The sequence below is a fragment of the Streptococcus sp. Marseille-Q5112 genome, from assembly GCF_916700555.1.
Classification (GTDB): domain Bacteria; phylum Bacillota; class Bacilli; order Lactobacillales; family Streptococcaceae; genus Streptococcus; species Streptococcus symci.
The window spans coordinates 209,050-235,492 of sequence record NZ_CAKAKP010000004.1 but is presented as its reverse complement, the minus strand read 5'-3'; the positions used below and the strand labels follow the sequence as shown (position 1 = coordinate 235,492).

Genomic DNA, 26,443 nt, shown 5'->3' with positions numbered 1-26,443 from the left:
ATTTCCCACGATTTCATTATTAATTTTGTTCTATTTCTACACTTGAAGCATTCGTTGGTGCAGCAGTTCTTCCAAGAATTGCTTCGTATAACACAGCATTGGTTTCTACTTCAGTTACTTCCTCTTTACCTAGTGAACGACGTAAGAGATTTTGCATTTCTAACATATGCTCAGTTGTAACAATCTGGTAAGAAATGCCCTGCAGTTCAGCATCTTCTCCTCGCAATTGATGTGTTTCAATATTCTTGAAGGAATCTTGATAACCAAGTAATTGTGGAATACTTTTCGCTGATAAATCAATGTTGGTCTGCATATTGGTACTTAGGGCTTTTAAGATAGACTGATAGTGACTAACACTATTCAAGCTAAGAACTTTTTCAACAACCTTTTGAATGACTTCACGCTGACGCTTCTGACGTCCGTAGTCCCCTTCTGGATCTTGGTAGCGCATACGAGAATAAACAAGCGCTTCTTCACCATTTAGAGTTTGCTGTCCAACACCAATGGAAATTTTATTAAATTCTTCCTGGTCAGTAATCGAAATTGGAAAACCGAGTGTATTATTTACAGTCACCCCGCCAACTGCATCAACCAATTGTTGCAGCCCCTGCATATTCACCATAACGTAACGATCGATATGAATATTCATCATTTTCTGGATAGTTGAGATTGCCAATTCCGCACCACCACCAGCGTAGGCGGCATTTAGTTTAGCTTCCTCAACACTACCATCTTTATGCTGAATTTTAGTCAAGATATCACGTTCCAAACTCAACATCGTTGTTTTTTTCGTATGCGGATTAACCGTTAAGAGAATCATGGAATCACTATTTCCCTCCCAAGGGTCAGTTCGTTCTACGTTTCCAGTATCAACCCCCATTAAAAGGATCGTTAAGGGTTCAGTCGCCTCAATAACATTGGTTTCTTCCCCTATTTTTTTATAGGTCTTTGATAAGGTTTGTGTGCCTTGCTGATAAATGGTATAAGCAAAAACACCGACACCCAAAACTGTCACAGCTAGAAAAGCTAGCACCATTCCAATAATTTTTTTTACCATATTACTATCAATCTATCAGTCTACCCATCAGGTAAACATCTATAAATTTCCCTTCTTCTATGTACGCACCGCGATCTTGTCTACCTTCAATGACAAAACCATTCTTTTGATATAAATGAACTGCAGCCTGATTACGAGTTTGGACAGTGAGTTGAAGTCTACGAAGAATGCCACTAGCCTGCGCCCATTCTACGACTTCTTCAAGTAACAAACTCCCCAGTCCATTATTCCAATACTTCTTACCAATCACAATGAAGAGATCTCCAATATGCCGAACTCTCTTGCGCTGGTCAGCTGTAATATTTACAATACCAGCAATTTCATCATTCAGCAAGGCTAGTAAAGTGATTTGATTTTCTGAATGAGCCTGTTTATCCAAAAACAACTCCATCTCAGTATCTGTCATCAAAATGCCATCCCTGTCCAGACTGGTAAAATCTGTTTCTACACTGACACGATTTAAAAATGATACTAACTCAGCCGCATCTTCAACTTCTGCTTCCCTAATGAGCAACTCATACTCCATGTTGAAGCTCCTCTAAGAGTTTTTCTGCACGTAAACCCTTTGCTTGGAAATTCAGCCTGCGACCGTCTTCTTCTTTTAGAATTTCCAATTCTAAATAAGTATCTGGTAAGGCATCACCTAAAAGATGTCCCCACTCGATGACAGTCACCCCGCCACCAAAGAGAAACTCATCTAAATCAATAGAATCAGCATCTCCCTCAATGCGGTAAACATCTAAATGATAAAGAGGAAGACGACCTTCATACTCTCTTACGATAGTGTAGGTTGGACTCTTAATCATCTGAGTAATCTGTAACCCTTTAGCAAGGCCTTTTGTAAAGGTCGTTTTGCCTGCTCCAAGTTCTCCAGTTAGAATTAAAACATCATTCTTTTCTAATAAACAGCCCAAACGCTCACCTAAGGATTGTAAGTCTTCTTCGTTTTTAGTGTACATGTTTCTATTATACCAAAAACTTGTTCTTTGTCTAGGTATTATCTATGAATTCTATATTATGAATTAAAAACTTGAGCCAGTCCTTGTTATGATCTTAAAATAGGAACAGTAAAAAGACAACTAACAAGATATCTCTCATCAAATGACTGTAAAATGAAACTTCCCAGCGAATGACTTTTGGCACCAACAGTCCTAGAAATAGCATTCCCAAGGCAATATAAAAGGTCATGGACAATAGCATCCAAGGATTTCTGAGAAGGATTAGAATAGCTAGTCCACTAATAAAACAGATTTCCTTCTTTCCCAAAATCTTTTTCAATCCATTTACATACTTCTGAATTGGTAGAAAAACTAACAAATCAATACCAAATAAGAAAAAGAAACTCGGTAGAAAGGCTTCCGCAAATCCTTCTACGGATGTATTTCCTGCAAGGATATGTTCTATGACAATTAAAGCTAAACCCAAAATATTTACTAATAGCAAGAGACTATACAAGAATTGTTGCTTATCTTCCTTAAAAACTGAATAAGATTGATTTCCCTGCCCTCTATAGTAGTTTATCCCTGCCCCAATACTGGCAAGGAGCAACATACCTACTAAATAATAGAAGCAGTTTTGATTTAACATCAAGGCCCAAGTCGATAAACTTAAACAAGAACAGCTACTAATACCAAAAACTGTCAGCAATAACAAAATACGAATTTGCTTTTTCATTTTTTCCATCATTCTTCCTCCCTTACTTGCTCTTATTATAGGCTAGAAATCCTCCCCATTGCTAGAATATTTCTCAACTGTCAGTTTTCTACTCTAAAATGCAAAAAAGTTTGATGCAAGTAACCCTTACATCAAACTTTTACTACTTTCCGTCAAACCAAAGAGTAATTTCTCGCTTAGCTGACTCTTCTGAATCTGAACCATGCACAACATTTTGAATAGCTTGGTTTTCTCCAGCAGCTTTTGCAAAATCACCTCGAATAGTTCCTGGTAAAGCTTCTTCTGGACGAGTAGCACCCATCATGGTCCGCCAAGTTTCAATTACTTTGGGACCAGAAATGATACCTACAAGAACTGGGCCTGAAGTCATAAATTCACGAATCGGTGGGTAAAAACTTTGACCAACCAAGTCCTGATAGTGCTGATCAATCAACTCTTCTGAAACCTGTGAACGCAACTCCAATTTTTCGATTGTAAATCCACGTTGTTCGATGCGTTTCAACACTTCACCAACTAGCCCTCTTTTCACACCATCTGGTTTAATGATAAAAAATGTTTGTTCCATACTCGTCTCCTTTGTCAGCTTCTTTCTTTTATTTTACCACATTTCATGGAAAAACGGAGAAAGTTTTCAGAAAAATGAGAGAGCCCGAGGGCTCTCTCATTCTCTTTTATTCTACTGTTTCTTCCACAGTTTCAACGGCAGCATCCACAACTACTTCTGCTGTTTCTTCATTTCCTTCTTCCTCTACTGGAGGATTAAGGTATTCTTCTTCGTTGATAGCTTGTGGTTCAAGGTTACGGTAACGGGCCATACCAGTACCTGCTGGGATGATCTTACCGATGATAACATTTTCTTTAAGTCCAAGGAGATGGTCTTTCTTACCACGGATAGCCGCGTCAGTAAGGACACGAGTTGTTTCCTGGAAGGAAGCCGCTGACAAGAAACTGTTGGTTTCAAGTGAGGCTTTGGTAATTCCCATAAGAACTGGGCGACCTGTCGCTGGAACTCCACCTGCGATAAGGACATCTTTGTTAGCATCTGTAAAGTCATTGATATCCATAAGGGTACCCATGAGAAGGTCTGTATCTCCTGGATCCATGACACGGACTTTACGGATCATTTGACGAACCATTACCTCGATGTGTTTGTCACCGATTTCTACCCCTTGGCTACGGTAAACTTTTTGTACTTCACCGAGAAGGTAAGTTTCAACTGACAAGACATCACGAACTGCAAGGAGACGTTTTGGTTGGATAGAGCCTTCTGTCAGAGCAGCACCACGCGCTACTTGGTCTCCAACTTCAACACGCATACGAGCTGTAAATGGAACAACATACTCCCCTTCGCCAGTTTCACCCTTAACAAAGACTTTCTTAGTACGAGTTGAGGCATCTTCTTCGATAGCGGTAACTTGTCCTTTAACCTCTGTGATAACCGCTTCCCCTTTAGGATTGCGGGCTTCAAAGATTTCTTGGACACGAGGAAGACCCTGAGTGATATCGGTATTTGAGGCAACCCCACCCGTGTGGAAGGTACGCATTGTAAGCTGTGTACCAGGTTCCCCGATAGATTGGGCAGCGATTGTACCGACTGCTTCACCAACTTCAACCGCATCACCAGTCGCCAAGTTGATACCATAACAGTGACGGCAGACACCATGACGAGTGTTACATGTAAATACAGAGCGGATAGTCACTTCTTCCACACCAGCATTCACAATTTCACGCGCCTTGTCTTCTGTAATCAATTCATTTGGACCGATAATCACTGCACCAGTTTCTGGATGTTTAACAGTTTTCTTAGTGTAACGACCATTGAGACGCTCTTCGAGAGACTCGATCATTTCTTTTCCTTCTGCGATAGAACGGATCAAGAGACCACGGTCAGTTCCACAGTCGTCCTCACGGATGATAACATCTTGGGCAACGTCAACCAAACGACGAGTCAAATAACCTGAGTCAGCTGTCTTAAGGGCCGTATCGGTCATACCTTTACGCGCACCGTGAGTTGAGAAGAACATTTCGAGTACTGACAGACCTTCGCGGAAGTTTGAAAGGATTGGCAATTCCATGATACGTCCGTTAGGAGCAGCCATCAGACCACGCATACCGGCAAGCTGTGAGAAGTTTGAGATATTACCACGGGCTCCAGAGTCCATCATCATAACGATTGGGTTCTTAGGATCTTGGTTGGCAATCAAGCGTTTCTCAAGTTTTTCACGGGCAGCACGCCATTCAGCTGTAACGGCATTGTAACGCTCGTCGTCTGTGATCATACCGCGACGGAATTGTTTGGTGATTTGTTCTACACGTTTGTGTGATTCTTCAATGATTTCAGCTTTGTCATCAACGACTGGGATATCGGCAATCCCCACTGTCAATCCTGCAAGAGTTGAGTGGTGGTAACCGAGGTTCTTCATACGGTCAAGTAGGGCAGAAGTTTCTGTCGTACGGAAACGTTTGAAGATTTCAGCGATGATATTTCCAAGATTTTTCTTCTTGAATGGAGGGTTAAGTTCAAGATTGCTGATAGCTTCCTTGATATCTCCACCAAGTGGCAAGAAGTATTTGGCTGGAACGCCTTCTGTCAAGTTGGCATTGTTTGGTTCTTGCAAGTATGGTAGACCCTCTGGCATGATGTCGTTGAAGAGAATTTTACCAACTGTTGTAAGCAAGACCTTGTGTTTTTGCTCTTCTGTCCAAGGTTTGTTGAGGCTGTCTGTTGCGATACCAACACGTGAGTGAAGGTGAACATAACCATTACGGTAAGCCATAACCGCTTCGTCACGGTCTTTGAAGACCATTCCTTCACCTTCACGACCAGCTTCTTCCATAGTCAAGTAATAGTTACCCAAAACCATGTCCTGAGATGGAGTAACAACCGGTTTACCATCTTTCGGGTTCAAGATATGCTCAGCAGCGAGCATCAAGATACGAGCTTCTGCTTGGGCTTCTTCTGAAAGCGGTACGTGGATGGCCATTTGGTCTCCGTCAAAGTCGGCATTGTAGGCTTCACAGACAAGCGGGTGCAAGCGAAGGGCCTTACCATCAATCAAGACGGGTTCGAAGGCTTGGATACCCAAACGGTGAAGGGTCGGTGCGCGGTTCAAAAGAACTGGATGTTCTTTGATCACTTCTTCAAGAATATCCCAGATACGCTCATCTCCGCGTTCCACCAAGCGTTTAGCTGCTTTGACGTTTTGCACGATATCACGGGCAACGATTTCACGCATCACGAATGGTTTAAAGAGCTCGATAGCCATTTCACGTGGCACACCACATTGGTACATCTTAAGAGTTGGACCAACTGCGATAACGGAACGTCCTGAGAAGTCAACACGTTTACCGAGCAAGTTTTGACGGAAGCGTCCTTGTTTACCTTTAAGCATGTGGCTCAATGATTTCAGTGGACGGCTACCTGGTCCTGTGATTGGACGACCACGACGACCATTGTCAATCAAAGCGTCAACCGCTTCTTGAAGCATACGCTTCTCATTTTGAACGATAATACCTGGTGCATTCAACTCGAGCAAACGAGCCAAACGGTTGTTACGGTTGATAACACGGCGGTAAAGGTCATTCAAGTCAGATGAGGCAAAACGGCCACCATCCAACTGCAACATTGGACGAAGATCTGGTGGAATAACCGGAAGGATGTTGAGAATCATCCATTCAGGTTTGTTTCCAGACTTGTAAAAGGCATCCAAAACATCCAAACGACGGATAGCTTTGACACGTTTTTGTCCAGTAGCTGTTTTCAATTCTTCTTTGAGTTCAGCAATTTCTTTTTCAAGATCTACTTGTTTTAAAAGGTCTTGGATGGCTTCGGCACCCATCTTGGCAACGAATGATCCATAACCATATTCACGCAAGCGCTCACGGTATTCGCGCTCAGTCATGATAGACTTGTGCTCAAGTGGTGTATCCTTAGGATCAATCACCACATAAGCCGCAAAGTAGATAACTTCCTCGAGAGCACGAGGGCTCATATCAAGGGTCAAGCCCATACGGCTTGGAATCCCCTTGAAGTACCAGATGTGAGATACAGGAGCTTTCAACTCAATGTGCCCCATACGCTCACGACGAACTTTCGTACGCGTTACTTCAACCCCACAGCGGTCACAAACAATCCCTCTATAACGAATGCGTTTGTACTTACCACAAGCACATTCCCAGTCTTTTGTAGGACCAAAGATAACTTCATCAAAAAGTCCTTCACGTTCTGGTTTCAAGGTACGGTAATTGATTGTTTCAGGTTTTTTGACTTCTCCATAAGACCATGAACGGACTTTACTTGGAGAAGCTAGGGTGATTTGCATACTTTTAAAACGATTTACATCAACCACTATTTCTTCCCTTTCTATTCTAAGTGAACTGCTTATTCTTCTTCAGCAGCTTCTTCTGTTGCTTCCGCTTTTGTTGCTTTCTCAGCTTCTTCAGCTTCAAAGGCTGCTTTAGCCTCTTGGGCTGCTTTTTCGCGGGCTTTTTCAAGGTCATCTACGTGGATGACATCTTCGTCCATTCCTTCATCCAAGTCGCGAAGTTCCACTTCTTGGTCATCTTCGTCTAGGACACGCATGTCAAGACCAAGAGATTGCAATTCTTTGACAAGAACTCGGAAGGATTCTGGAACACCTGGTTTTGGAATTGGTTTTCCTTTTGTAATAGCTTCATAGGCTTTCAAACGTCCGTTGATATCGTCAGACTTGTAAGTCAAGATTTCTTGAAGAACATTTGACGCACCGTAGGCTTCAAGAGCCCAAACCTCCATCTCACCGAAACGTTGTCCACCAAACTGAGCTTTACCTCCGAGTGGTTGTTGGGTAACAGTTGAGTAAGGTCCGACTGAACGAGCGTGCAATTTATCATCAACCATGTGGTGGAGTTTGATCATGTACATGACTCCGACAGAAACACGGTTATCAAACGGTTCCCCAGTACGTCCATCGTAAAGGATTGTTTTGGCATCGCTATCCATACCAGCTTCTTTAACAGTTGACCAAAGGTCTTCAGAACTTGCTCCGTCAAAGACAGGTGTTGCGATGTGAATACCAAGAGTACGAGCAGCCATACCAAGGTGGAGCTCCATAACCTGACCGATATTCATACGTGATGGCACCCCAAGTGGGTTCAACATGATATCGACTGGAGTTCCATCTGGAAGGTAAGGCATGTCTTCTACAGGAACGATACGAGAGACAACCCCTTTATTTCCGTGACGTCCGGCCATCTTATCTCCGACCTTGATCTTGCGTTTTTGAGCGATGTAGACGCGAACCAGCATGTTGACACCTGATTGCAACTCATCTCCATTTGCACGTGTAAAGATTTTAACATCACGAACGACACCATCGGCACCGTGTGGTACACGAAGAGAAGTATCACGCACTTCACGAGATTTATCTCCGAAGATAGCGTGCAAGAGCCGTTCTTCAGCTGAAAGGTCTTTCTCCCCCTTAGGTGTTACTTTACCTACAAGGATATCGCCTTCTTTAACCTCAGCACCGATACGGATAATACCCATTTCGTCAAGGTCTTTGAGGGCATCTTCACCAACGTTTGGAATTTCGCGAGTGATTTCTTCAGGCCCAAGCTTTGTATCGCGTGTTTCTGATTCGTATTCTTCAAGGTGGACAGATGTGTAGACATCATCTTTCACCAAGCGTTCGCTCATGATAACAGCATCCTCGAAGTTGTAACCTTCCCAAGTCATGTAGGCAACGATTGGGTTTTGTCCAAGCGCCATTTCTCCATTTTCCATAGAAGGTCCGTCAGCGATGAAATCGCCTTTTTCAACGGCATCACCAACTTTTACAAGAGTGCGTTGGTTGTAAGCAGTACCTGAGTTTGAACGACGGAATTTTTGGATGTGGTAAACATCCAATGAACCATCTTCACGACGAACTTCTACCTTGTCAGCATCTGCATAGGTAACTTTACCGTCGTACTGAGCAATCACAGCAGCTCCTGAATCGTGGGCTGCTTGGTATTCCATACCAGTACCAACGTAAGGTGCTTTAGGATTAATCAATGGCACAGCCTGACGTTGCATGTTGGCTCCCATGAGGGCACGGTTGGAGTCATCGTTTTCCAAGAAAGGAATACATGCTGTCGCAACGGCAACTACCTGTTTTGGTGATACGTCCATATAGTCAACAGCATTAGCTGGATACTCTTGGTTGACCCCTTGGTGACGTCCCATGACAACTTTCTCAGCAAATGTTCCATCTTCATTCAGACGAGAATTAGCCTGTGCTACAGTAAATTCATCTTCTTCATCGGCTGTCAACCAAACGATTTCGTTCGTAACAACACCTGTTTCACGGTCAACCTTACGGTATGGTGTTTGAACAAAACCATACTTATTCAAGTGCCCGTAAGATGACAAGTTATTAATCAAACCGATGTTAGGTCCTTCAGGTGTCTCGATTGGACACATACGGCCATAGTGAGTGTAGTGCACGTCACGTACTTCATATCCAGCGCGGTCACGTGTCAAACCACCAGGTCCTAAGGCTGACAAACGGCGTTTGTGTGACAACTCAGAAAGTGGGTTGTGTTGGTCCATGAACTGTGACAACTGTGATGAACCAAAGAATTCTTTCACCGCAGCTGTTACAGGACGGATATTGATGATTTGTTGTGGTGTCAAGACTTCGTTGTCCTGAACAGACATACGTTCACGGACATTACGTTCCATACGAGAAAGTCCAAGACGTACTTGATTGGCAAGCAATTCACCAACCGCACGGATACGACGGTTTCCAAGGTGGTCGATATCATCTACACGGCCAAGTCCTTCCGCCAAGTTAAGGAAGTAGCTCATCTCAGCAAGGATATCTGCAGGAGTGACGATACGAACCTTGTCATCTGGATTAGCATTACCAATGATTGTTACGACACGGTCTGGATCAGTTGGAGCAACAACCTTGAATTTTTGAAGAACAACTGGCTCAGTCACAACCGCAGCATCATTTGGAATGTAGACAATCTTGTTCAAATCACCATTCAAATGGCTTTCAATACTTTCAATCACGCTACGAGTCATGATTGTACCAGCTTCTACCAAGATTTCTCCTGTTTCAGGGTCTACCAATGGCTCTGCAATGGTTTGATTAAGCAAACGTGTTTTAACATTGAGTTTTTTATTGATTTTGTAACGACCAACTGCTGCTAAGTCATAGCGACGTGGGTCAAAGAAGCGTGCCACAAGCAAGCTACGTGAGCTTTCAGCAGTCTTAGGCTCACCTGGACGAAGACGTTCGTAAATTTCTTTCAAAGCTTCGTCTGTACGAGAGTCCATTGGGTTCTTATGGATATCTTTTTCAACAGTGTTGCGAACCAATTCGCTATCACCAAAGATATCAAAAATTTCATCATCACCTGAGAAACCAAGCGCACGAACCAATGTCGTAAATGGAATCTTACGAGTACGGTCGATACGAGTGTAGGCGATATCTTTTGAGTCACTTTCAAGTTCCAACCAAGCTCCACGGTTAGGGATAACAGTTGAACCGTAGCCCACTTTACCGTTTTTATCAACTTTATCGTTAAAGTAAACACCTGGTGAGCGGACCAACTGAGACACGATGATACGTTCACCACCATTGATGATGAAGGTACCCATTTCTGTCATGATTGGGAAATCACCAAAGAAAACTTCTTGGGTTTTGATTTCGCCTGTTTCTTTATTGATCAAGCGGAAGGTTACAAAAATTGGTGCTGAGTAGCTAGCATCGTGAATACGAGCTTCTTCTAGCGTATATTTTGGTTCCTTGATTTCATATCCAACAAATTCCAACTCCATTGTGTCTGTGAAGTTTGAAATTGGCAATACATCTTCAAACACTTCCTTAAGACCGTGGTCTAGGAAATCTTTGAATGAGTCAGTTTGAATTTCAATCAAATTTGGTAAGTCAAGAACTTCTTTGATTCTTGAAAAACTACGACGGGTACGATGTTTCCCGTATTGAACGTCATGTCCTGCCAAGATGATTCTCCTTTGTAAATAAGTTCCAAGCCTTGTCAATCAGGCTTTTCTAATCGTCATATGGTTTTAAAAACCCCTATCACCGTGTCCTCTTGATAAATTTTCAGAATCTTTAAGTCTTTGTTACAAGTACTCAAAATCCTGAAAAAAAGCACAAAAAGAGCAGCTAAATCTGACTTTTTCAGAAGATTTAACTGCTGTGAGCCTTGTCTGGACAATATTTCAGACAAAACCTACGACAAATGATTATTCATATTATACCCTATTTAGCTAGATTTTTCAAGGGGATTGACGAATTTTTGACAAAATCTTTTCCTATAAAAAAGATTGGATGAATCGTAACAAAATCTGTTGCGATTTTTCTTTTATTTTAGTTCCAGGAAAACGCTTGCATATCCTTTTACTAAGTGCTATACTGATATAGAAATTTATTGATTGGAGAATCATTATGAGAAAAACACCATCTCACACTGAGAAAAAAATGGTTTACAGCATCCGTTCCCTCAAAAATGGAACTGGTTCTGTCCTTATTGGAGCAAGCCTTGTTCTGCTTGCCATGGCTACACCAACTATTTCAGCCAACGAAAATACTACAAGCAATAAGGGAACTAGTAATGAAACCACTACTGCCCTTGCACAGCCTCTTACTGATACAGCAACGAGCTCTGGTAAGAAGGAAAGTGATATTTCTTCGCCAAAAAATGCAAACGCTTCCCTAGAGAAAAAAGAAGAAAAACAACCTGCAACAGAGGCACCCACTCCGGCTGCAACTCCCGCCGATTCCGCACCACAAACCGGGCAAGATCGTTCCAATGAGCCAACTACTTCTACGAGTCCAGTAACGACTGAAACTAAAGCAGAAGAGCCAATAGAAGACAACTACTTCCGTATCCATGTCAAAAAGCTTCCTGAAGAAAACAAGGATGCTCAAGGACTATGGACTTGGGACGATGTTGAAAAACCATCTGAAAATTGGCCTAACGGAGCCTTATCCTTCAAGGATGCCAAAAAAGATGACTACGGCTACTACCTAGATGTCAAATTAAAGGGAGAACAAGCTAAGAAAATTAGCTTCCTCATCAATAATACAGCTGGGAAAAATCTAACCGGCGATAAATCGGTAGAAAAACTGTCACCAAAGATGAATGAGGCTTGGTTGGACCAAGATCACAAGGTTTTCTCTTACGAGCCACAACCTGCAGGAACTATTCGCGTCAACTACTACCGTACAGATGGCAACTATGACAAGAAATCTCTCTGGTACTGGGGAGATGTGAAAAATCCAAGTAGTGGTGAATGGCCTAACGGAACAGACTTTACGGCTACAGGCAAATATGGTCGCTATATTGATATTCCACTCAAAGATGCAGCTAAAGATCTTGGATTTTTATTATTAGACAGAAACAAACAAGGAGACGATGTGAAAATCCGTAAAGAAGATTATAAGTTCACAGATTTGAAAAATCATAGCCAAATTTTCCTAAAAGATGATGACGAAACCATCTACACCAACCCCTACTATGTGCACGATATCCGCATGACAGGAGCTCAACATGTAGGAACTTCTAGCATTGAAAGTAGTTTTTCAACACTTGTCGGTGCTAAAAAAGAAGATATCCTCAAACACTCCAGCATCACTAATCATCTAGGAAACAAAGTAACTATCACTGATGTTACAATCGATGAGGCTGGTAAGAAAGTGACCTACAGCGGAGATTTCTCTGACACAAAACATCCTTATACCGTTAGCTACAACTCTGACAAATTCACTACCAAAACAAGCTGGCGTCTTAAAGATGAGACTTACAGCTATGATGGTAAACTTGGAGCTGACCTCAAAGAAGAAGGAAAACAGGTTGATTTAACTCTATGGTCACCAAGTGCTGATAAGGTTTCTGTTGTTGTCTACGACAAGAATAACCCTGAAAAAGTGGTTGGAACTGTCGCTCTTGAAAAAGGTGAAAAAGGAACCTGGAAACAAACTCTGAATGAAAACTCTGGTCTCGGCATCAGCAATTACACTGGCTACTACTACCACTACCAAATCGAGCGCCAAGGTAAAACTGTTCTTGCACTCGATCCTTACGCTAAATCCCTCGCTGCTTGGAATAGTGACGATGCCAAGATTGACGATGCCCATAAAGTGGCTAAAGCTGCCTTTGTAGATCCAGCTAAACTAGGACCTCAAGACTTGACTTATGGTAAGATTCGCAACTTCAAATCGCGCGAAGATGCTGTCATCTATGAAGCTCATGTGCGTGACTTCACTTCAGATCCTGCCATCGCAAAAGATTTGACTAAGCAATTTGGTACCTTTGAAGCCTTTATCGAAAAACTAGACTACCTCAAAAACTTGGGTGTAACCCACATCCAGCTCCTTCCAGTCTTGTCTTACTACTTTGTCAATGAGTTGAAGAACCACGAACGCTTATCTGACTATGCTTCAAGCAACAGCAACTACAACTGGGGATATGACCCTCAAAACTACTTCTCCTTGACTGGTATGTACTCAAGCGACCCTAAGAATCCAGAAAAACGAATCGCAGAATTTAAAAACCTCATCAACGAGATCCACAAACGTGGCATGGGAGCTATCCTGGATGTAGTGTATAACCATACAGCCAAGGTCGATATCTTTGAAGATTTAGAGCCAAACTACTACCACTTTATGGATGCTGATGGGACACCTCGCACTAGCTTTGGTGGTGGACGCTTGGGGACAACCCACCATATGACCAAACGGCTCCTAGTTGACTCTATCAAATATCTAGTTGATACCTACAAAGTAGATGGCTTCCGTTTCGATATGATGGGAGACCATGATGCAGCTTCTATCGAAGAAGCATACAAGGCTGCACGCGCCCTCAATCCAAATCTAATCATGCTGGGTGAAGGTTGGAGAACCTATGCTGGTGATGAAAATATGCCTACTAAAGCTGCTGACCAAGATTGGATGAAACATACCGATACTGTCGCAGTCTTTTCCGACGACATCCGTAACAACCTCAAGTCTGGTTATCCAAACGAAGGTCAACCTGCCTTTATCACAGGCGGCAAGCGTGATATCAACACTATCTTCAAAAATCTCATTGCTCAACCAACCAACTTTGAAGCAGATAGTCCTGGAGATGTCATCCAATACATCGCAGCCCATGATAACTTGACCCTCTTTGACATCATCGCCCAATCTATCAAAAAAGATCCAAGCAAAGCTGAGAACTATGCTGAAATCCACCGTCGTTTGCGACTTGGAAACCTCATGGTCTTGACAGCTCAAGGAACTCCATTTATCCACTCTGGTCAGGAATATGGTCGTACTAAACAATTCCGTGACCCAGCCTACAAGACTCCAGTAGCAGAGGATAAGGTTCCAAACAAATCTCACTTGTTGCGTGATAAGGACGGCAACCCATTTGACTATCCTTACTTCATCCATGACTCTTACGATTCTAGCGATGCTATTAACAAGTTTGACTGGATCAAGGCTACAGATGGAAAAGCATATCCTGAAAATGTCAAGAGCCGTGACTATATGAAAGGTCTGATCGCCCTACGTCAATCTACAGATGCCTTCCGACTTAAGAGTCTCCAAGATATCAAAGACCGTGTCCAACTCATCACTGTCCCAGGTCAAAATGGTGTAGAAAAAGAGGATGTAGTAATTGGCTACCAAATTACTGCTCCAAACGGTGATATCTACGCAGTATTTGTTAATGCGGATGAAAAGGCTCGCGAATTTAACTTGGGAACTGCCTTTGCCCACCTCAGAAATGCTGAAGTTTTAGCAGATGAAAACCAAGCAGGGCCAGTCGGAATTGCCAACCCGAAAGGACTCGAATGGACTGAAAAAGGCTTGAAATTAAACGCCCTTACAGCTACTGTTCTTAGAATCTCTCAAGGCGGTGCCATCGTTGCCCCAGCTGTGGAAGAAAAACCAGAATTTGACCTTTCTAGCTTAAAACAAGAACAAGGGCAAAATAACAGCCAAGACAATATGTCAAACCGAGCAGTCAAACCGGAACAGCAAACTCCTGCTTCACAAACTAAACCTGATTCTGCAAAACCAGATACAAAAGTAGCTGATGCAGAAAATAAACCTAACCAAGCTACAGCTGATTCACAAGCTGAACTACCAAATACAGGAACCAAAAATGATCACAAACTCCTGTTTGCAGGAATTAGTCTCCTTGCTCTTCTAGGTCTCGGGTTCTTGCTAAAAAACAAAAAAGAGAACTAAACTAGCCCTCCTATAGAACTATCCCCCAAGCCTTAACGCTCGGGGGATTGATTTTTGCACAATATTTGTCGTCATAATAAACTTGATTAGGATTTTTTATTAAGCCTCTTTCATGGCAAAATAAGCCCGTACTTTTGGAGCCACTTGCGTTCCGAAAAGTTCAATAGCTCTCAGGACTTGTTCATGAGGCATAGAACCAAGCGGTAGATGGAGCATGAAGCGGTCCAATCCTAAATCCTCAATCATGCGAATTAATTTTTCGGACACTTGATCTGGATTGCCCACAAACATGGCACCATTTGGTCCAACTTGCTCCAAATATTGCTCATAACGCAATTCCTGCCAGTGCGGACGGTCTTTGGAAATAGCATCCACCACTTGCTTGGTCGGATGGAAATAATCTTTTACAGCCTGCTCGCCATCTTCAGCAATCCAACCCCAAGAATGAGCCCCAACCTTTAGTTCATGACTAGCATGGCCCGCTTCGCTCCCAATCTCACGATAAGCCTGAATCAACTTTTTAAAATAACGCGGATTGCCACCAATAATTGCATAGACAATCGGTAGACCAGCCTGAGCAATCTTCACTGTTGATTCGACATGACCACCTGTCGCTATCCACAAGGGTAATTTGTCCTGAACTGGACGAGGATAGACTTCTTTGCCAGAGATTGTTTGAGTCAATCGCCCTTGCCAGTCTAACTTGGTCTTCTCATTGACTAACTGGAGCAAATCTAATTTCTCATCAAAAAGGGCTTCGTAGTCTTTCAAGTCATAGCCAAACAAGGGAAAAGATTCCGTGAAAGAACCCCTTCCGGCAATAATCTCCGCACGTCCATTTGACAAAGCATCGATAGTGGCATACTGTTGGAACAAGCGAATCGAATCCATGCTCGAGAGAATGCTGACTGCACTGGTCAAACGGATTTTCTTGGTATTAACTGCCCCAGCTGCTAGTACAATCTCTGGAGCTGATACCGCAAAATCCACTCGATGGTGCTCACCAATCCCATATACATCCAAACCAAGCTTGTCAGCCAGCTCAATCTCCGCCACCAACTGGCGAATTCGTTCAGCATGACTGTAAGTCTGCCCAGTCCCTTCAAGCACCGTTGTTTCCCCAAATGCTGAAATTCCCAATTCTACCATTGTGATTCTCCCCGTCTATTTCTTTCCTGCAATTTGAAAAATTATTCTAACACGAAACTTGAGTACAAGCAACCGATTTGCTCACAAGAAAAAGCCTAGATAACTAGACTTTTTTAGCTTATTCTACCGTTACTGACTTAGCAAGGTTACGTGGTTTATCCACATCAAGGCCACGGTGTAGAGTTGCAAAGTAAGCGACCAATTGCGTTGGCACAACCATTGAAATTGGTGAGAGGTAAGGGTGTACGGTCGTAAGGACGATATCGTCTGTATCTTTGGCAACATTTTCTTCTGCGATAGTGAGAACCTTGGCACCACGAGCTGCGACCTCTTGGATATTTCCACGAGTGTGGTTGGCAAGGACTGGATCTGACAAGAGAGCCAAGACAGGTGTTCCTTCTTCAATCAAGGCAATGGTTCCGTGCTTAAGTTCTCCTGCTGCAAAGCCTTCACACTGAATGTAAGAAATCTCTTTGAGTTTGAGACTTGCTTCCATAGCTACATAGTAATCTTGACCACGCCCGATGTAAAAGGCGTTGCGAGTTGTTTCAAGAAGCTCACGAACCTTAGCTTCAATAGTTTCTTTCTCTGAAAGAGTTGATTCGATAGACTGAGCTACGATTGACAACTCATGAACCAAATCAAAGGATTGCGCTTTGGCATTGCCATTTGCTTCTCCGACTGCTTTTGCAAGGAAGGCAAGGGCTGCGATTTGTGCTGTATATGCTTTAGTTGATGCCACGGCAATTTCAGGACCTGCATGAAGGAGCATGGTATGGTTAGCTTCACGTGAAAGAGTTGAACCTGGGACGTTTGTCACTGTCAAGCTTGGGATTCCCATTTCATTAGCCTTAACCAAAACTTGACGGCTATCCGCTGTTTCACCAGACTGGCTGATAAAGATGAAAAGTGGTTTCTTGCTGAGAAGTGGCATACCGTAGCCCCACTCAGATGAGATTCCAAGTTCCACTGGTGTATCAGTCAATTCTTCCAACATCTTCTTAGAAGCAAATCCTGCATGGTAAGATGTTCCAGCTGCAAGGATGTAGATACGGTCTGCGTCTTGAACAGCCTTGATAATAGCTGGGTCTACGACAACTTGACCAGCCTCATCTGTGTAGGCTTGGATGAGTTTACGCATAACAGTTGGTTGCTCATCAATTTCCTTGAGCATGTAGTAAGGATAAGTTCCCTTACCGATATCAGATAAGTCTAGCTCAGCAGTGTAGCTAGCACGCTCACGACTATTACCTTCATAGTCTTGAACTTCCACGCTATCCGCCTTGACGATTACCAGCTCTTGGTCATGGATTTCCATGTATTGGTTGGTCTCACGAATCATAGCCATGGCATCTGAGCAGACCATGTTGTAGCCTTCCCCAAGACCAATCAAGAGTGGTGATTTATTCTTCGCTACATAAATGACATCTGGATTTTCAGAGTCAATCAAGGCAAAGGCATAAGAACCACGGATGATGTGAAGAGCTTTTTTGAAGGCTTCAAGAACTGATAAGCCATCTTCTTCCGCAAATTTTCCAATCAAGTGAACGGCAATTTCCGTATCTGTTTGCCCCTTGAAGTGGTGACCTGCAAGGTATTCTTCCTTGATTTCAAGGTAGTTCTCAATCACCCCGTTGTGCACCAAGACAAAACGTTCAGTCTCAGAGCGGTGTGGGTGAGCATTGTCTTCAGTTGGTTTCCCGTGAGTTGCCCAACGAGTATGTCCGATACCAGTTGTTCCCTCAACACCAGCTGTCTTGGCAGACAATTCTGCAATACGACCAACCGCCTTGACTAGATGGTTTTCAGCACCACCTAGGACAAAAATCCCCGCAGAATCATAGCCACGGTATTCGAGCTTTTCAAGCCCTTGAATCAAAATATCAGTTGCATTTGTGTTTCCAACAACACCAACAATTCCACACATAGTATATACGACACAGGCAAGCTGTGCTTTCTCCTTAAAATTGGTATAGTCTAATTCCTCTGTTACGGAATCAGCAAAAACAGTATATACTTGTTTCTTTCACTTGTCAAGAGTAAAAATTGGTATAGTTCAAATCAAATTTTTGTAAGCAAAAAAACTCTGACCAATTAGGATAATCAGTCAGAGTCCTTTTTAAAATCCATTATTGTCGCTTAATTCCTTGAACCAGTGCCCTGATTTTTTCAGACGACGTTCTTGCGTTTCCAAGTCTAATTCGACCAAACCATAGCGATTTTTATAACTATTGAGCCATGACCAACAATCGATAAATGTCCAAATCAAGTAACCCTTACAATTGGCTCCATCTTCAATGGCACGGTGAAGTTCACGAAGATGACCTTTTACAAAGTCAATACGATAATCATCTTGAATCATTCCATTCTCACGGAATTTTTCTTCTCCTTCAACACCCATACCATTCTCTGTCAACATCCACTCGATATTACCATAATTTTCCTTGATATTTTGGGCAATGTCATAAATCCCTTGCTCATAAATCTCCCAGCCACGATGAGGATTGATTTTCCGTCCAGGCATCACATAAGGCTCGTAAAAATGTTCTGGTAAGAGTGGACTCTCTGGATGCTTAGCAAATCGAGGCGCCATAACACGCAAAGGTTGATAGTAGTTGACACCAAGGAAGTCCACAGTATTGTCACGAATGAGCTTCAACTCCTCCTCTGTAGCATCAGGCAAGAGACCTTGTTCATGCAAGATTTCTACCAACTCCTGTGGATAAGTCCCCAAAACAGACGGATCTAAGAAAGATTGGGCTTGAAAAAGGTCCGCAATGCGAGCTGCCTTGACATCAGCAGGATGCTGGCTACGTGGATAAGCCGGTGTCAAGTTGAGGACAATCCCAATCTTGGAATCAGGCAAGAGTTCGTGACAAGCCTTAACCGCCCGACTGCTAGCCAATTGTGTATGATAAGCTACTTTAACGGCTGCCTCTGCATCCACCTTATGTGGATAATGGGCATCGTAAAAATATCCAAATTCTACTGGAACGATGGGCTCGTTAAAGGTAATCCATTGATCCACTAAATCTCCATAAGTCTCAAAACAAAAACGAGCATAGTCTTCATAGGCTGAGACAGTCGCCTTATTTTCCCAACCATCACCATCCTCTTGAAGGGCAAAAGGCAAATCAAAATGATAAAGATTGACTAAAAGACGAATCCCTTTGGCCTTAATAGACTCAAAAACCTTACGGTAAAAGTCCACACCTTGAGGATTGACTTTCCCACGCCCTTGTGGAAAAATCCGTGACCACTGAATAGAAGTCCGAAAGGCCGTGTGACCAGTTTCTAACAGTAGCTCAATATCCTTTTCCCAGTTTTCATAAAAGGTTGATGTTTTATCTGGACCAATCCCATTATAGTAACGATTTGGCTCCACTTGGTACCAATAATCCCAGAGATTATCTCCCTTGCCGTCACCAGCTACACATCCTTCTGTCTGTGGTCCAGAAGTAGAGGATCCCCAGACAAAATCCTTTGGAAATCTTAGCATACATTTACCTCTTTATCTAGTCATTTTTCCCATTATACAGAAAAAACAAGGTAAAAACTAGTTACATTTTTTCCTTGTTTTTCTTCTGATTATAGTTTTTATTTCTTGCTGAGAATTTCAAGCGTTTCGAGCAAGTTATCTGCATGAACTTCGATGGTGTCACCAGTCGCTTTAATCTTCACTTCTACGATGCCATCGGCTGCTTTTTTACCAACAGTGATACGGATTGGCAATCCAATCAAGTCACTGTCGCTAAATTTAACTCCCACACGTTCGTTGCGGTCATCCGTCAAGACTTCGTAACCAGCTCCCATCAAGCTTGCTTCAAGCTTTTCTGTCAAAGCTTGCGCTTCTTCGTCCTTGACATTGACAGTGATCAAGTGAACATCAAATGGCGCCAATTCTTTAGGGAAATTGATTCCCCAAGCGTAACGGTATTCACCTTTTGGCGTTTTATTAACAAAGAGGCGAGCGTGTTGCTCCATCACTGCTGAAAGGAGACGGCTGACACCGATACCGTAACATCCCATGATAATTGGCACAGCACGGCCATTTTCATCCAAAACATCTGCTCCCATGCTTGCTGAGTAACGAGTACCGAGTTTGAAGATGTGACCAATTTCGATACCACGCGCAAAGTTAAGGACACCTTGCCCGTCTGGGGAAATTTCACCCTCACGAACTTCACGGATATCCACATATTCTGCAGTAAAATCACGGCCTGGGTTCACACCAGTCAAGTGGTAGCCATCTTCATTAGCACCGACCACTGCATTGCGAACATCTTGCACCTTACGGTCTGCAATGATTTTAACATTCTCTGGCAAACCAACTGGGCCAAGTGAACCAAATCCTGCTTGAACAAGATTCGCCACTTCTTCTTCACTAGCAACGTCAAAGAAATCTGCTCCCAAGTGGTTTTTCAACTTGACTTCGTTGAGTTGGTCATTTCCAACTAGAAGGGCTGCAACAAGTTCACCATCTGCCATGTAGAAGAGGGTTTTAATTGTTTGTTCTTCTGGAATGCTGAGGAAGGCTGCAACTTCATCGATTGATTTAACATCTGGCGTTGCAACACGAGTCACTTCTTCTTCAGCGACGACACGGTTGCTTGGTTTGTACTCGTTTGTTGCCATTTCCAAGTTAGCCGCATAGCTAGACTCACTTGAGTAAGCAATGGTATCTTCACCAGAAACCATCCATTTAAGCAATTCTGCCTTGATTTCTTCTTGCACTTCTGCAGGAATTTCATCAAATGAGGCAACTGACTTGTCCAAGACAACCCAGCGGTCAAGGTCTGTACGAGCAGGTGTAATGGCCATAAATTCTTGGCTATCCTTACCACCCATGGCTCCACCGTCACCAATGATAGCCTTGAAGTCTAAACCACTACGAGTGAAAATACGCTCATAAGCAGCCTTGTACTCATCATAAACACTGTCCAAACTATCATAGTTAGCGTGAAAGCTGTAAGCATCTTTCATGATGAACTCACGTGTACGAAGAAGGCCATTACGTGGGCGTTTTTCATCACGATACTTAGGTTGGATTTGGTAAAGGTTGAGTGGCAATTGCTTGTAAGACTTAACAGAATCACGAACAATAGCTGTAAAGGTTTCTTCGTGAGTTGGACCTAGGATAAAGTCTGATTTTTCACGGTTTTTTAGCTTGTAGAGGTCTTCACCATAGGTTTCGTAACGACCTGATTCGCGCCACAATTCTGCACTGAGAAGGGCAGGAGCCAACATCTCAACGGCACCAATCTTGTCGAATTCTTGGCGCATGATATTTTTAGCTTTTTCAATCACACGGTTGGCAAGTGGTAGGTAAGAATAAACACCTGCAGATACTTGGCGAACATAACCAGCACGCAACATCAGAGCGTGACTGATAACTTGAGCATCGCTTGGCATTTCGCGAAGCGTTGGGATAGGCATTTTACTTTGTTTCATAATATTCCTCGATTATCTAAAAAAGAGTCGCATAATGTCATTCCAAGTCACAGCAATCATCAAGACAACCATGATGACCACTCCGGCCAAGGTGACATAGGTTTCAATTTCTTGTTTCAATGGTTTGCGGCGGATAGCTTCTAGGATATTGAGCACAATCTTACCACCATCCAGGGCTGGAATCGGAATAAGATTAAAAATCCCGATATTGATGGAAATCACTGCCAAGAAGTACAAGACATTCTCAATTCCATTTTTAGCAGCATCACTACTTGCCTTAAAGATGGCAACAGGTCCACCTAGCTTGTTCAAATCCGGTTGGAAAATCAGATTTTTCAGAGCTGATAGAATTCGGAGGGCCGAGTCAGCAGCAGTTGTAAAACCACCTACAAACATGGATAGAAAATCTGACTTAATTCCTGGTTGAACACCTAGAATATATCTACCTTGATTTTCTTCTGGGGTAACAGTTACTTGTTTGTCACTACCCTTTTCAGAAATAGTCACATCCAAGGTCGGGGCCGTCTTATCTTTGGTTTCTGATTCCACAGCCTGAATCAAACTTTCCCAGTTGCTAATCTCATGTGAGCCGATCTTGGTAATCTGAGCTGTTTCTGGTACTCCTACCTTAGCCAAGGCCCCTTGGGGCATAATATGGAACTGGTTGGTATCGACATCTCTGACACCACCCTGCATAAAGATTAAAATCCAGAAAACAACGACACCTAAGATAAAGTTGTTCATAGGGCCTGCAAAGTTGGTAATCAGTTTCCCCCAGATAGTCGCATTTTGATATTGGACATCTAAAGGTGCAATCCGAACCTCAGTACCATCTGCTTCCACAACCGTTGCATCGTGATCCACTGCAAATGTTTTTTCTTCTTCCAGAACCAAGCCCTTGATAAAGAGCTTGTCTTCAAAGTCAAACTGGGTCACCTGCATAGGAAGAGCTGTTTGATCCAATTTTTTACCTGAAAGATTGATGCGTTTAACCTTACCATCATCAGCAAGAGTCAAACTGACAGGAGTTCCTGTCTTGATTTCAGTTGTATCATCACCCCAACCGGCCATGCGAACATAGCCACCCAGAGGCAAGATTCGAATGGTATAGGCCGTTCCATCCTTGCCAGTGTGAGCAAAGATCTTGGGTCCCATACCAATGGCAAATTCACGCACTAGAATCCCTGATTTCTTGGCAAAGTAGAAGTGTCCAAACTCGTGCACCACCACAATAATCCCGAAAACCAGAATAAAGGTCAAAATTCCGAGCATAGTATTTCCTCCGTCTTTTGATTAAAAGAGTCCAAATAAGTGCATGATTGGAAATACGAGCAGCATACTATCGAAACGATCCAAAACACCACCATGTCCAGGAATAAATTTCCCAGAATCCTTGACACCAAAGTGACGCTTAATCGAACTTTCTAGTAAATCACCAAATTGTCCAGCAATGCTAAAGAAAATAGCAAAGACTGACATCTTGTAAATTCCATACGGAAGAGCAACTGTTCTGTCAAACATCATAAAGATGATGGTTACTAAAATCGCACCTAAAATACCACCCAAGGCCCCCTCAAAGGTTTTATTTGGAGAAACCGTTGGAGCCAGTTTCCGTTTCCCAAAGTTCATCCCAACAAGATAGGCACCACTGTCTGTCGCCCAGACGATGCACAAGGCCAATAGAGCCTTATCTAAACCTGCAACGCGAGCATCTAGTAAAGCATTAAATCCAAAGCCTACATAGAAACTCATAGCAAGAGGAAAAACAGCGTCCTCAATCGTATAAGACTTGCTAAAAACAGTCGTTCCTAACATGATTGAAATCAACACACTATAAGCAACAACATTCCCATCAACTGGCAAAAAAGTCAGGTAATTCTCCAAAGGAATGGTCAAGGCAAAGGTTGCAAAGAGGGTCAAGAGGCCCTCCATGGTCATGGTCTCTAGACCTCTCATCTTCAAAAGTTCATGCATGGCTAGCATGGCTATGATTCCAATTGCTATCTGAAGCAAGAGGCCCCCAATCATTAAAATTGGTAGGAAAATAGCCAGAGCAAGCCCTGCAAACAAGGTTCTTTTCTGTAAATCCTGTGTCATATTTCCTCCTAAACTCCTCCAAATCGGCGTTGTCGACGATTGTAGGCAAGAATAGCTTCCTGCAAGGCCACCTCGTCAAAATCAGGCCACAAGGTATCCGTAAAATAGAGCTCACTGTAGGCTCCCTGCCATGGAAGGAAATTGCTCAAACGCAATTCTCCACTAGTACGGATAATCAAGTCTGGATCTCGTAAGTCCTTAGGTAAATGCTGGGTAAAAAGATAATTACCAATCAATTCCTCTGTGATGTCGCCTGGGTTGATTTTGGCATCTAACACATCCTGGGAAATCAATTTAAGAGCTTGTGTAATCTCAGCACGTCCACCATAGTTGAGGGCAAAATTAAGAATCAAACCGGTGTTGTTCTTAGTCAATTCCTCAGCCTTAGTCAGAGCTTCAAAGGTTTGCTTAGGTAGGCGGTCCGTTTCCCCAATCATTTGAATCTTAACATTATTGGCATGCAATTCCGGGACATAATTGTCATAAAACTCTACTGGCAAGTTCATGATAAACTTGACTTCCTGATCTGGACGGGTCCAATTTTCCGTAGAAAAAGCATAGACCGTAATCACCTTAACGCCTAGTTTGTTGGCTGCCTTGGTCACAGTTTGCAACGCTTCCATGCCCGCCTTATGTCCGAAGACTCGCGGTTGCATACGTTTTTTAGCCCAGCGGCCATTGCCATCCATGATGATGCCGATATGAGCAGGAACCTGTGTCGGAACCTCTACTTCCACAGCCTTATCTTTCTTAAAAAATCCAAACATGATCTTATTCCTATTCAAAAATCTATCGTTTCATTATACCATATTTCCCCATTTTCTTCTATCACTAAGCTATTTATACTCTTCGAAAATCTCTTCAAACCACGTCAGCTCTATCTGCAACCTCAAAACAGTGTTTTGAGCAACCTGCGGCTAGCTTCCTAGTTTGCACTTTGATTTTCATTGAGTATTATTCTCAGGCACAAAGCCCATTTCCAAAAAAATAAGCCGCCTGATTGGGCGACTTTATTTTTTTATAGGGAGATTATTATGAAAAAGTTTTAGGAGTTTAAGTTAAGGTCTTCTTAACTTATGGACTTAGTATACACTTCCTAGCTTAAAGTTTCCTTAAGTATTTTTAAAAATCAAATTTTCCATTTCTCCTGCCAATTTTTCTTGGATAGACGTGTTCGATAAAGTTCCATTCGGTCTTGATTCTCTAAAAAATGAGGAGTTGGACGAACTTGAAAATTCAAAATATCCTCCAAACCGTATGGAGTAAAGAGCTCCAAAGCGGATTCTTCATTCAAGCGCAGTCCAACTGCCGTACACCGTTCTGGATACTTACTCATAGCATCACAAGAGCTGCTATAGGGAGCAGTATGAGGGCTGTGCTGGTGCATATAGACTTGATTTTTCAACTCCCATTGGTACTGAGGAAAGTCCTCTCTCAGCTTTTTCTCTAGGGACAAGGTTTCCTCATAAGAAAAATCTGGATCAAAGAAAATCACATCCACATCCGTTTCACGGTCAAAAGCTGGTCTGTCTGACAAGAGATTCCAGATAAAATTTCGAACCGAACCAGCTGCTAACCAGGAATCTTTCAACTCCAAGTCACGGATGACAGTCAGAATAGCCATCATGTCAGGATTTTCTCTAACACTATCTAAGATTTCTTGTTTATTTTTCATTATACTCATACCCCAAATGCTCGTAAGCCTTAGCGGTCGCAACTCGTCCTGAACGAGTTCGCATGATAAAACCTTTTTGAATCAAGTAAGGTTCATACATGTCCTCTACCGTCTCGCGCTCCTCGGCAATATTAACAGAAAGAGTGCCTAACCCGACAGGGCCACCACCGTACATCTCAATCATGGTACGAAGAATCTTTTGGTCCACATAGTCCAAACCTTCATGGTCAACATCCAGCATGGTCAAAGCCTTATCGGTAATAAGATCATCGATAACCCCGTCCCCCATAATCTGGGCAAAATCGCGCACGCGCTTGAGCAGACGATTGGCAATACGAGGGGTTCCACGACTACGCAAGGCCAACTCAGATGCTGCCTCATGAGTGATTTCCATCTCAAAAATATCTGCTGTCCGCTCAACAATTTCTGTCAAGTCAGCATGGGCATAATACTCCATATGACCTGTAATCCCAAAACGTGCCCGTAGCGGATTTGAGAGCATACCAGCTCGAGTCGTCGCTCCAATCAAGGTAAAAGGTGGCAACTCCAAATGAACACTGCGACTGCCTTCACCAGCACCAATCATGATGTCAATGTAGAAGTCCTCCATGGCACTATAAAGCACCTCTTCCACCGACATGGGCAAGCGATGAATCTCGTCAATAAAGAGGACATCCCCAGGCTCTAAGTCATTCAAAATCGCTACCAGATCACCAGCTTTTTCGATAACAGGACCCGACATCTGCTTGAGATTAACTCCCAGTTCATTGGCAATAACAAAGGCCATGGTCGTCTTCCCCAAACCTGGAGGCCCGAAAAGGAGGACATGATCCAGCGCTTCATCCCGCATTTTAGCGGCTTCAATAAAGATTTGAAGCTGATCCTTGACCTTATCCTGTCCAATATATTCACGTAAATACTGAGGACGGAGCGTGCGTTCTACTAACTCCTCATCCCCCATTATCTCATTGTCTAAAATTCTACTCATGGCTCTATTATAGCAAAAATCCAAGCCACAAACAAAAAAGCCACCTGATTAGATAATCCCCGAATTTAGCACTTTATTCTACATCACTGCTTCATCGCCTGCGATAGGAAATAAGATAGCCC

At 42.9% G+C, this 26,443-nt stretch carries 16 protein-coding genes and 1 pseudogene; 1 reads left to right on the top strand and 16 read right to left on the bottom strand.

Going from position 1 to position 26,443, the window contains the following annotated elements:
* Positions 1-19: 19 nt before the first annotated feature.
* From brpA to rpoB, 7 genes are all read right to left on the bottom strand, one after another.
* Positions 20-1,057 carry a biofilm formation/cell division transcriptional regulator BrpA gene (brpA, locus tag LG372_RS04395; protein WP_225742207.1) on the bottom strand — a complete coding sequence of 346 codons (1,038 nt, stop codon included), beginning with the start codon at positions 1,055-1,057 and terminating at the stop codon, positions 20-22.
* 7 nt (positions 1,058-1,064) lie between these two features.
* Positions 1,065-1,583, bottom strand: coding sequence for a GNAT family N-acetyltransferase (locus LG372_RS04390; RefSeq protein ID WP_042751725.1), 519 nt, complete (start codon positions 1,581-1,583; stop codon positions 1,065-1,067).
* Positions 1,573-2,016 (bottom strand): tRNA (adenosine(37)-N6)-threonylcarbamoyltransferase complex ATPase subunit type 1 TsaE, encoded by a 444-nt coding sequence (gene tsaE, locus LG372_RS04385; RefSeq protein ID WP_042751726.1) that lies wholly within the window; start codon positions 2,014-2,016, stop codon positions 1,573-1,575. Before tsaE ends, LG372_RS04390 begins: the two co-directional genes overlap by 11 nt.
* A gap of 94 nt (positions 2,017-2,110) precedes the next feature.
* Positions 2,111-2,743: a competence protein gene (locus tag LG372_RS04380; RefSeq protein WP_225742206.1), complete on the bottom strand. Its 633-nt coding sequence runs from the start codon at positions 2,741-2,743 to the stop codon at positions 2,111-2,113.
* A 130-nt stretch (positions 2,744-2,873) separates the two neighbouring features.
* Positions 2,874-3,296 (bottom strand): nucleoside-diphosphate kinase, encoded by a 423-nt coding sequence (gene ndk, locus LG372_RS04375; RefSeq protein ID WP_049552313.1) that lies wholly within the window; start codon positions 3,294-3,296, stop codon positions 2,874-2,876.
* A 106-nt stretch (positions 3,297-3,402) separates the two neighbouring features.
* The gene (gene rpoC, locus LG372_RS04370) at positions 3,403-7,080 is read right to left on the bottom strand and encodes a DNA-directed RNA polymerase subunit beta' (protein ID WP_185760937.1); all 3,678 of its coding nucleotides are present in this window, start codon (positions 7,078-7,080) and stop codon (positions 3,403-3,405) included.
* Positions 7,081-7,112: 32 nt separating this feature from the next.
* Entirely contained in the window at positions 7,113-10,724 is a 3,612-nt protein-coding gene (rpoB, locus tag LG372_RS04365; protein WP_225742205.1) for a DNA-directed RNA polymerase subunit beta, read from the bottom strand.
* Positions 10,725-11,172: 448 nt separating this feature from the next.
* On the opposite strand from rpoB, the gene LG372_RS04360 reads away from it, so the two are divergent.
* Positions 11,173-14,961 carry a pullulanase gene (locus tag LG372_RS04360; RefSeq protein WP_225742204.1) on the top strand — a complete coding sequence of 1,263 codons (3,789 nt, stop codon included), beginning with the start codon at positions 11,173-11,175 and terminating at the stop codon, positions 14,959-14,961.
* A 99-nt stretch (positions 14,962-15,060) separates the two neighbouring features.
* Here LG372_RS04360 and LG372_RS04355 read toward each other — a convergent pair whose 3' ends face one another.
* From LG372_RS04355 to ruvB, 9 genes and pseudogenes are all read right to left on the bottom strand, one after another.
* Positions 15,061-16,110, bottom strand: coding sequence for an LLM class flavin-dependent oxidoreductase (locus LG372_RS04355; RefSeq protein ID WP_225742203.1), 1,050 nt, complete (start codon positions 16,108-16,110; stop codon positions 15,061-15,063).
* 118 nt (positions 16,111-16,228) lie between these two features.
* Positions 16,229-18,037, bottom strand: coding sequence for a glutamine--fructose-6-phosphate transaminase (isomerizing) (gene glmS, locus LG372_RS04350; protein WP_225742202.1), 1,809 nt, complete (start codon positions 18,035-18,037; stop codon positions 16,229-16,231).
* 192 nt (positions 18,038-18,229) lie between these two features.
* Positions 18,230-19,609 carry a 6-phospho-beta-glucosidase gene (gene bglA / locus LG372_RS04345; protein ID WP_049551784.1) on the bottom strand — a complete coding sequence of 460 codons (1,380 nt, stop codon included), beginning with the start codon at positions 19,607-19,609 and terminating at the stop codon, positions 18,230-18,232.
* Positions 19,610-19,707: 98 nt separating this feature from the next.
* A complete protein-coding gene (locus LG372_RS04340; protein WP_049551785.1) occupies positions 19,708-21,561 on the bottom strand; it encodes a proline--tRNA ligase in 1,854 nt (617 codons plus the stop codon).
* Between the two features lie 12 nt (positions 21,562-21,573).
* Entirely contained in the window at positions 21,574-22,833 is a 1,260-nt protein-coding gene (gene rseP / locus LG372_RS04335; protein WP_225742201.1) for an RIP metalloprotease RseP, read from the bottom strand.
* 21 nt (positions 22,834-22,854) lie between these two features.
* Positions 22,855-23,658 (bottom strand): phosphatidate cytidylyltransferase, encoded by an 804-nt coding sequence (locus LG372_RS04330; protein ID WP_225742200.1) that lies wholly within the window; start codon positions 23,656-23,658, stop codon positions 22,855-22,857.
* Positions 23,659-23,666: 8 nt separating this feature from the next.
* The gene (locus LG372_RS04325; RefSeq protein WP_042751737.1) at positions 23,667-24,425 is read right to left on the bottom strand and encodes an isoprenyl transferase; all 759 of its coding nucleotides are present in this window, start codon (positions 24,423-24,425) and stop codon (positions 23,667-23,669) included.
* Positions 24,426-24,770: 345 nt separating this feature from the next.
* A pseudogene (locus LG372_RS04320) lies at positions 24,771-25,342 on the bottom strand (nucleotidyltransferase family protein).
* On the bottom strand, positions 25,323-26,321 hold the full coding sequence (gene ruvB / locus LG372_RS04315) for a Holliday junction branch migration DNA helicase RuvB (protein ID WP_318783385.1): 999 nt from the start codon (positions 26,319-26,321) through the stop codon (positions 25,323-25,325). Before ruvB ends, LG372_RS04320 begins: the two are co-directional and overlap by 20 nt.
* Between the last annotated feature and the right edge of the window lie 122 nt (positions 26,322-26,443).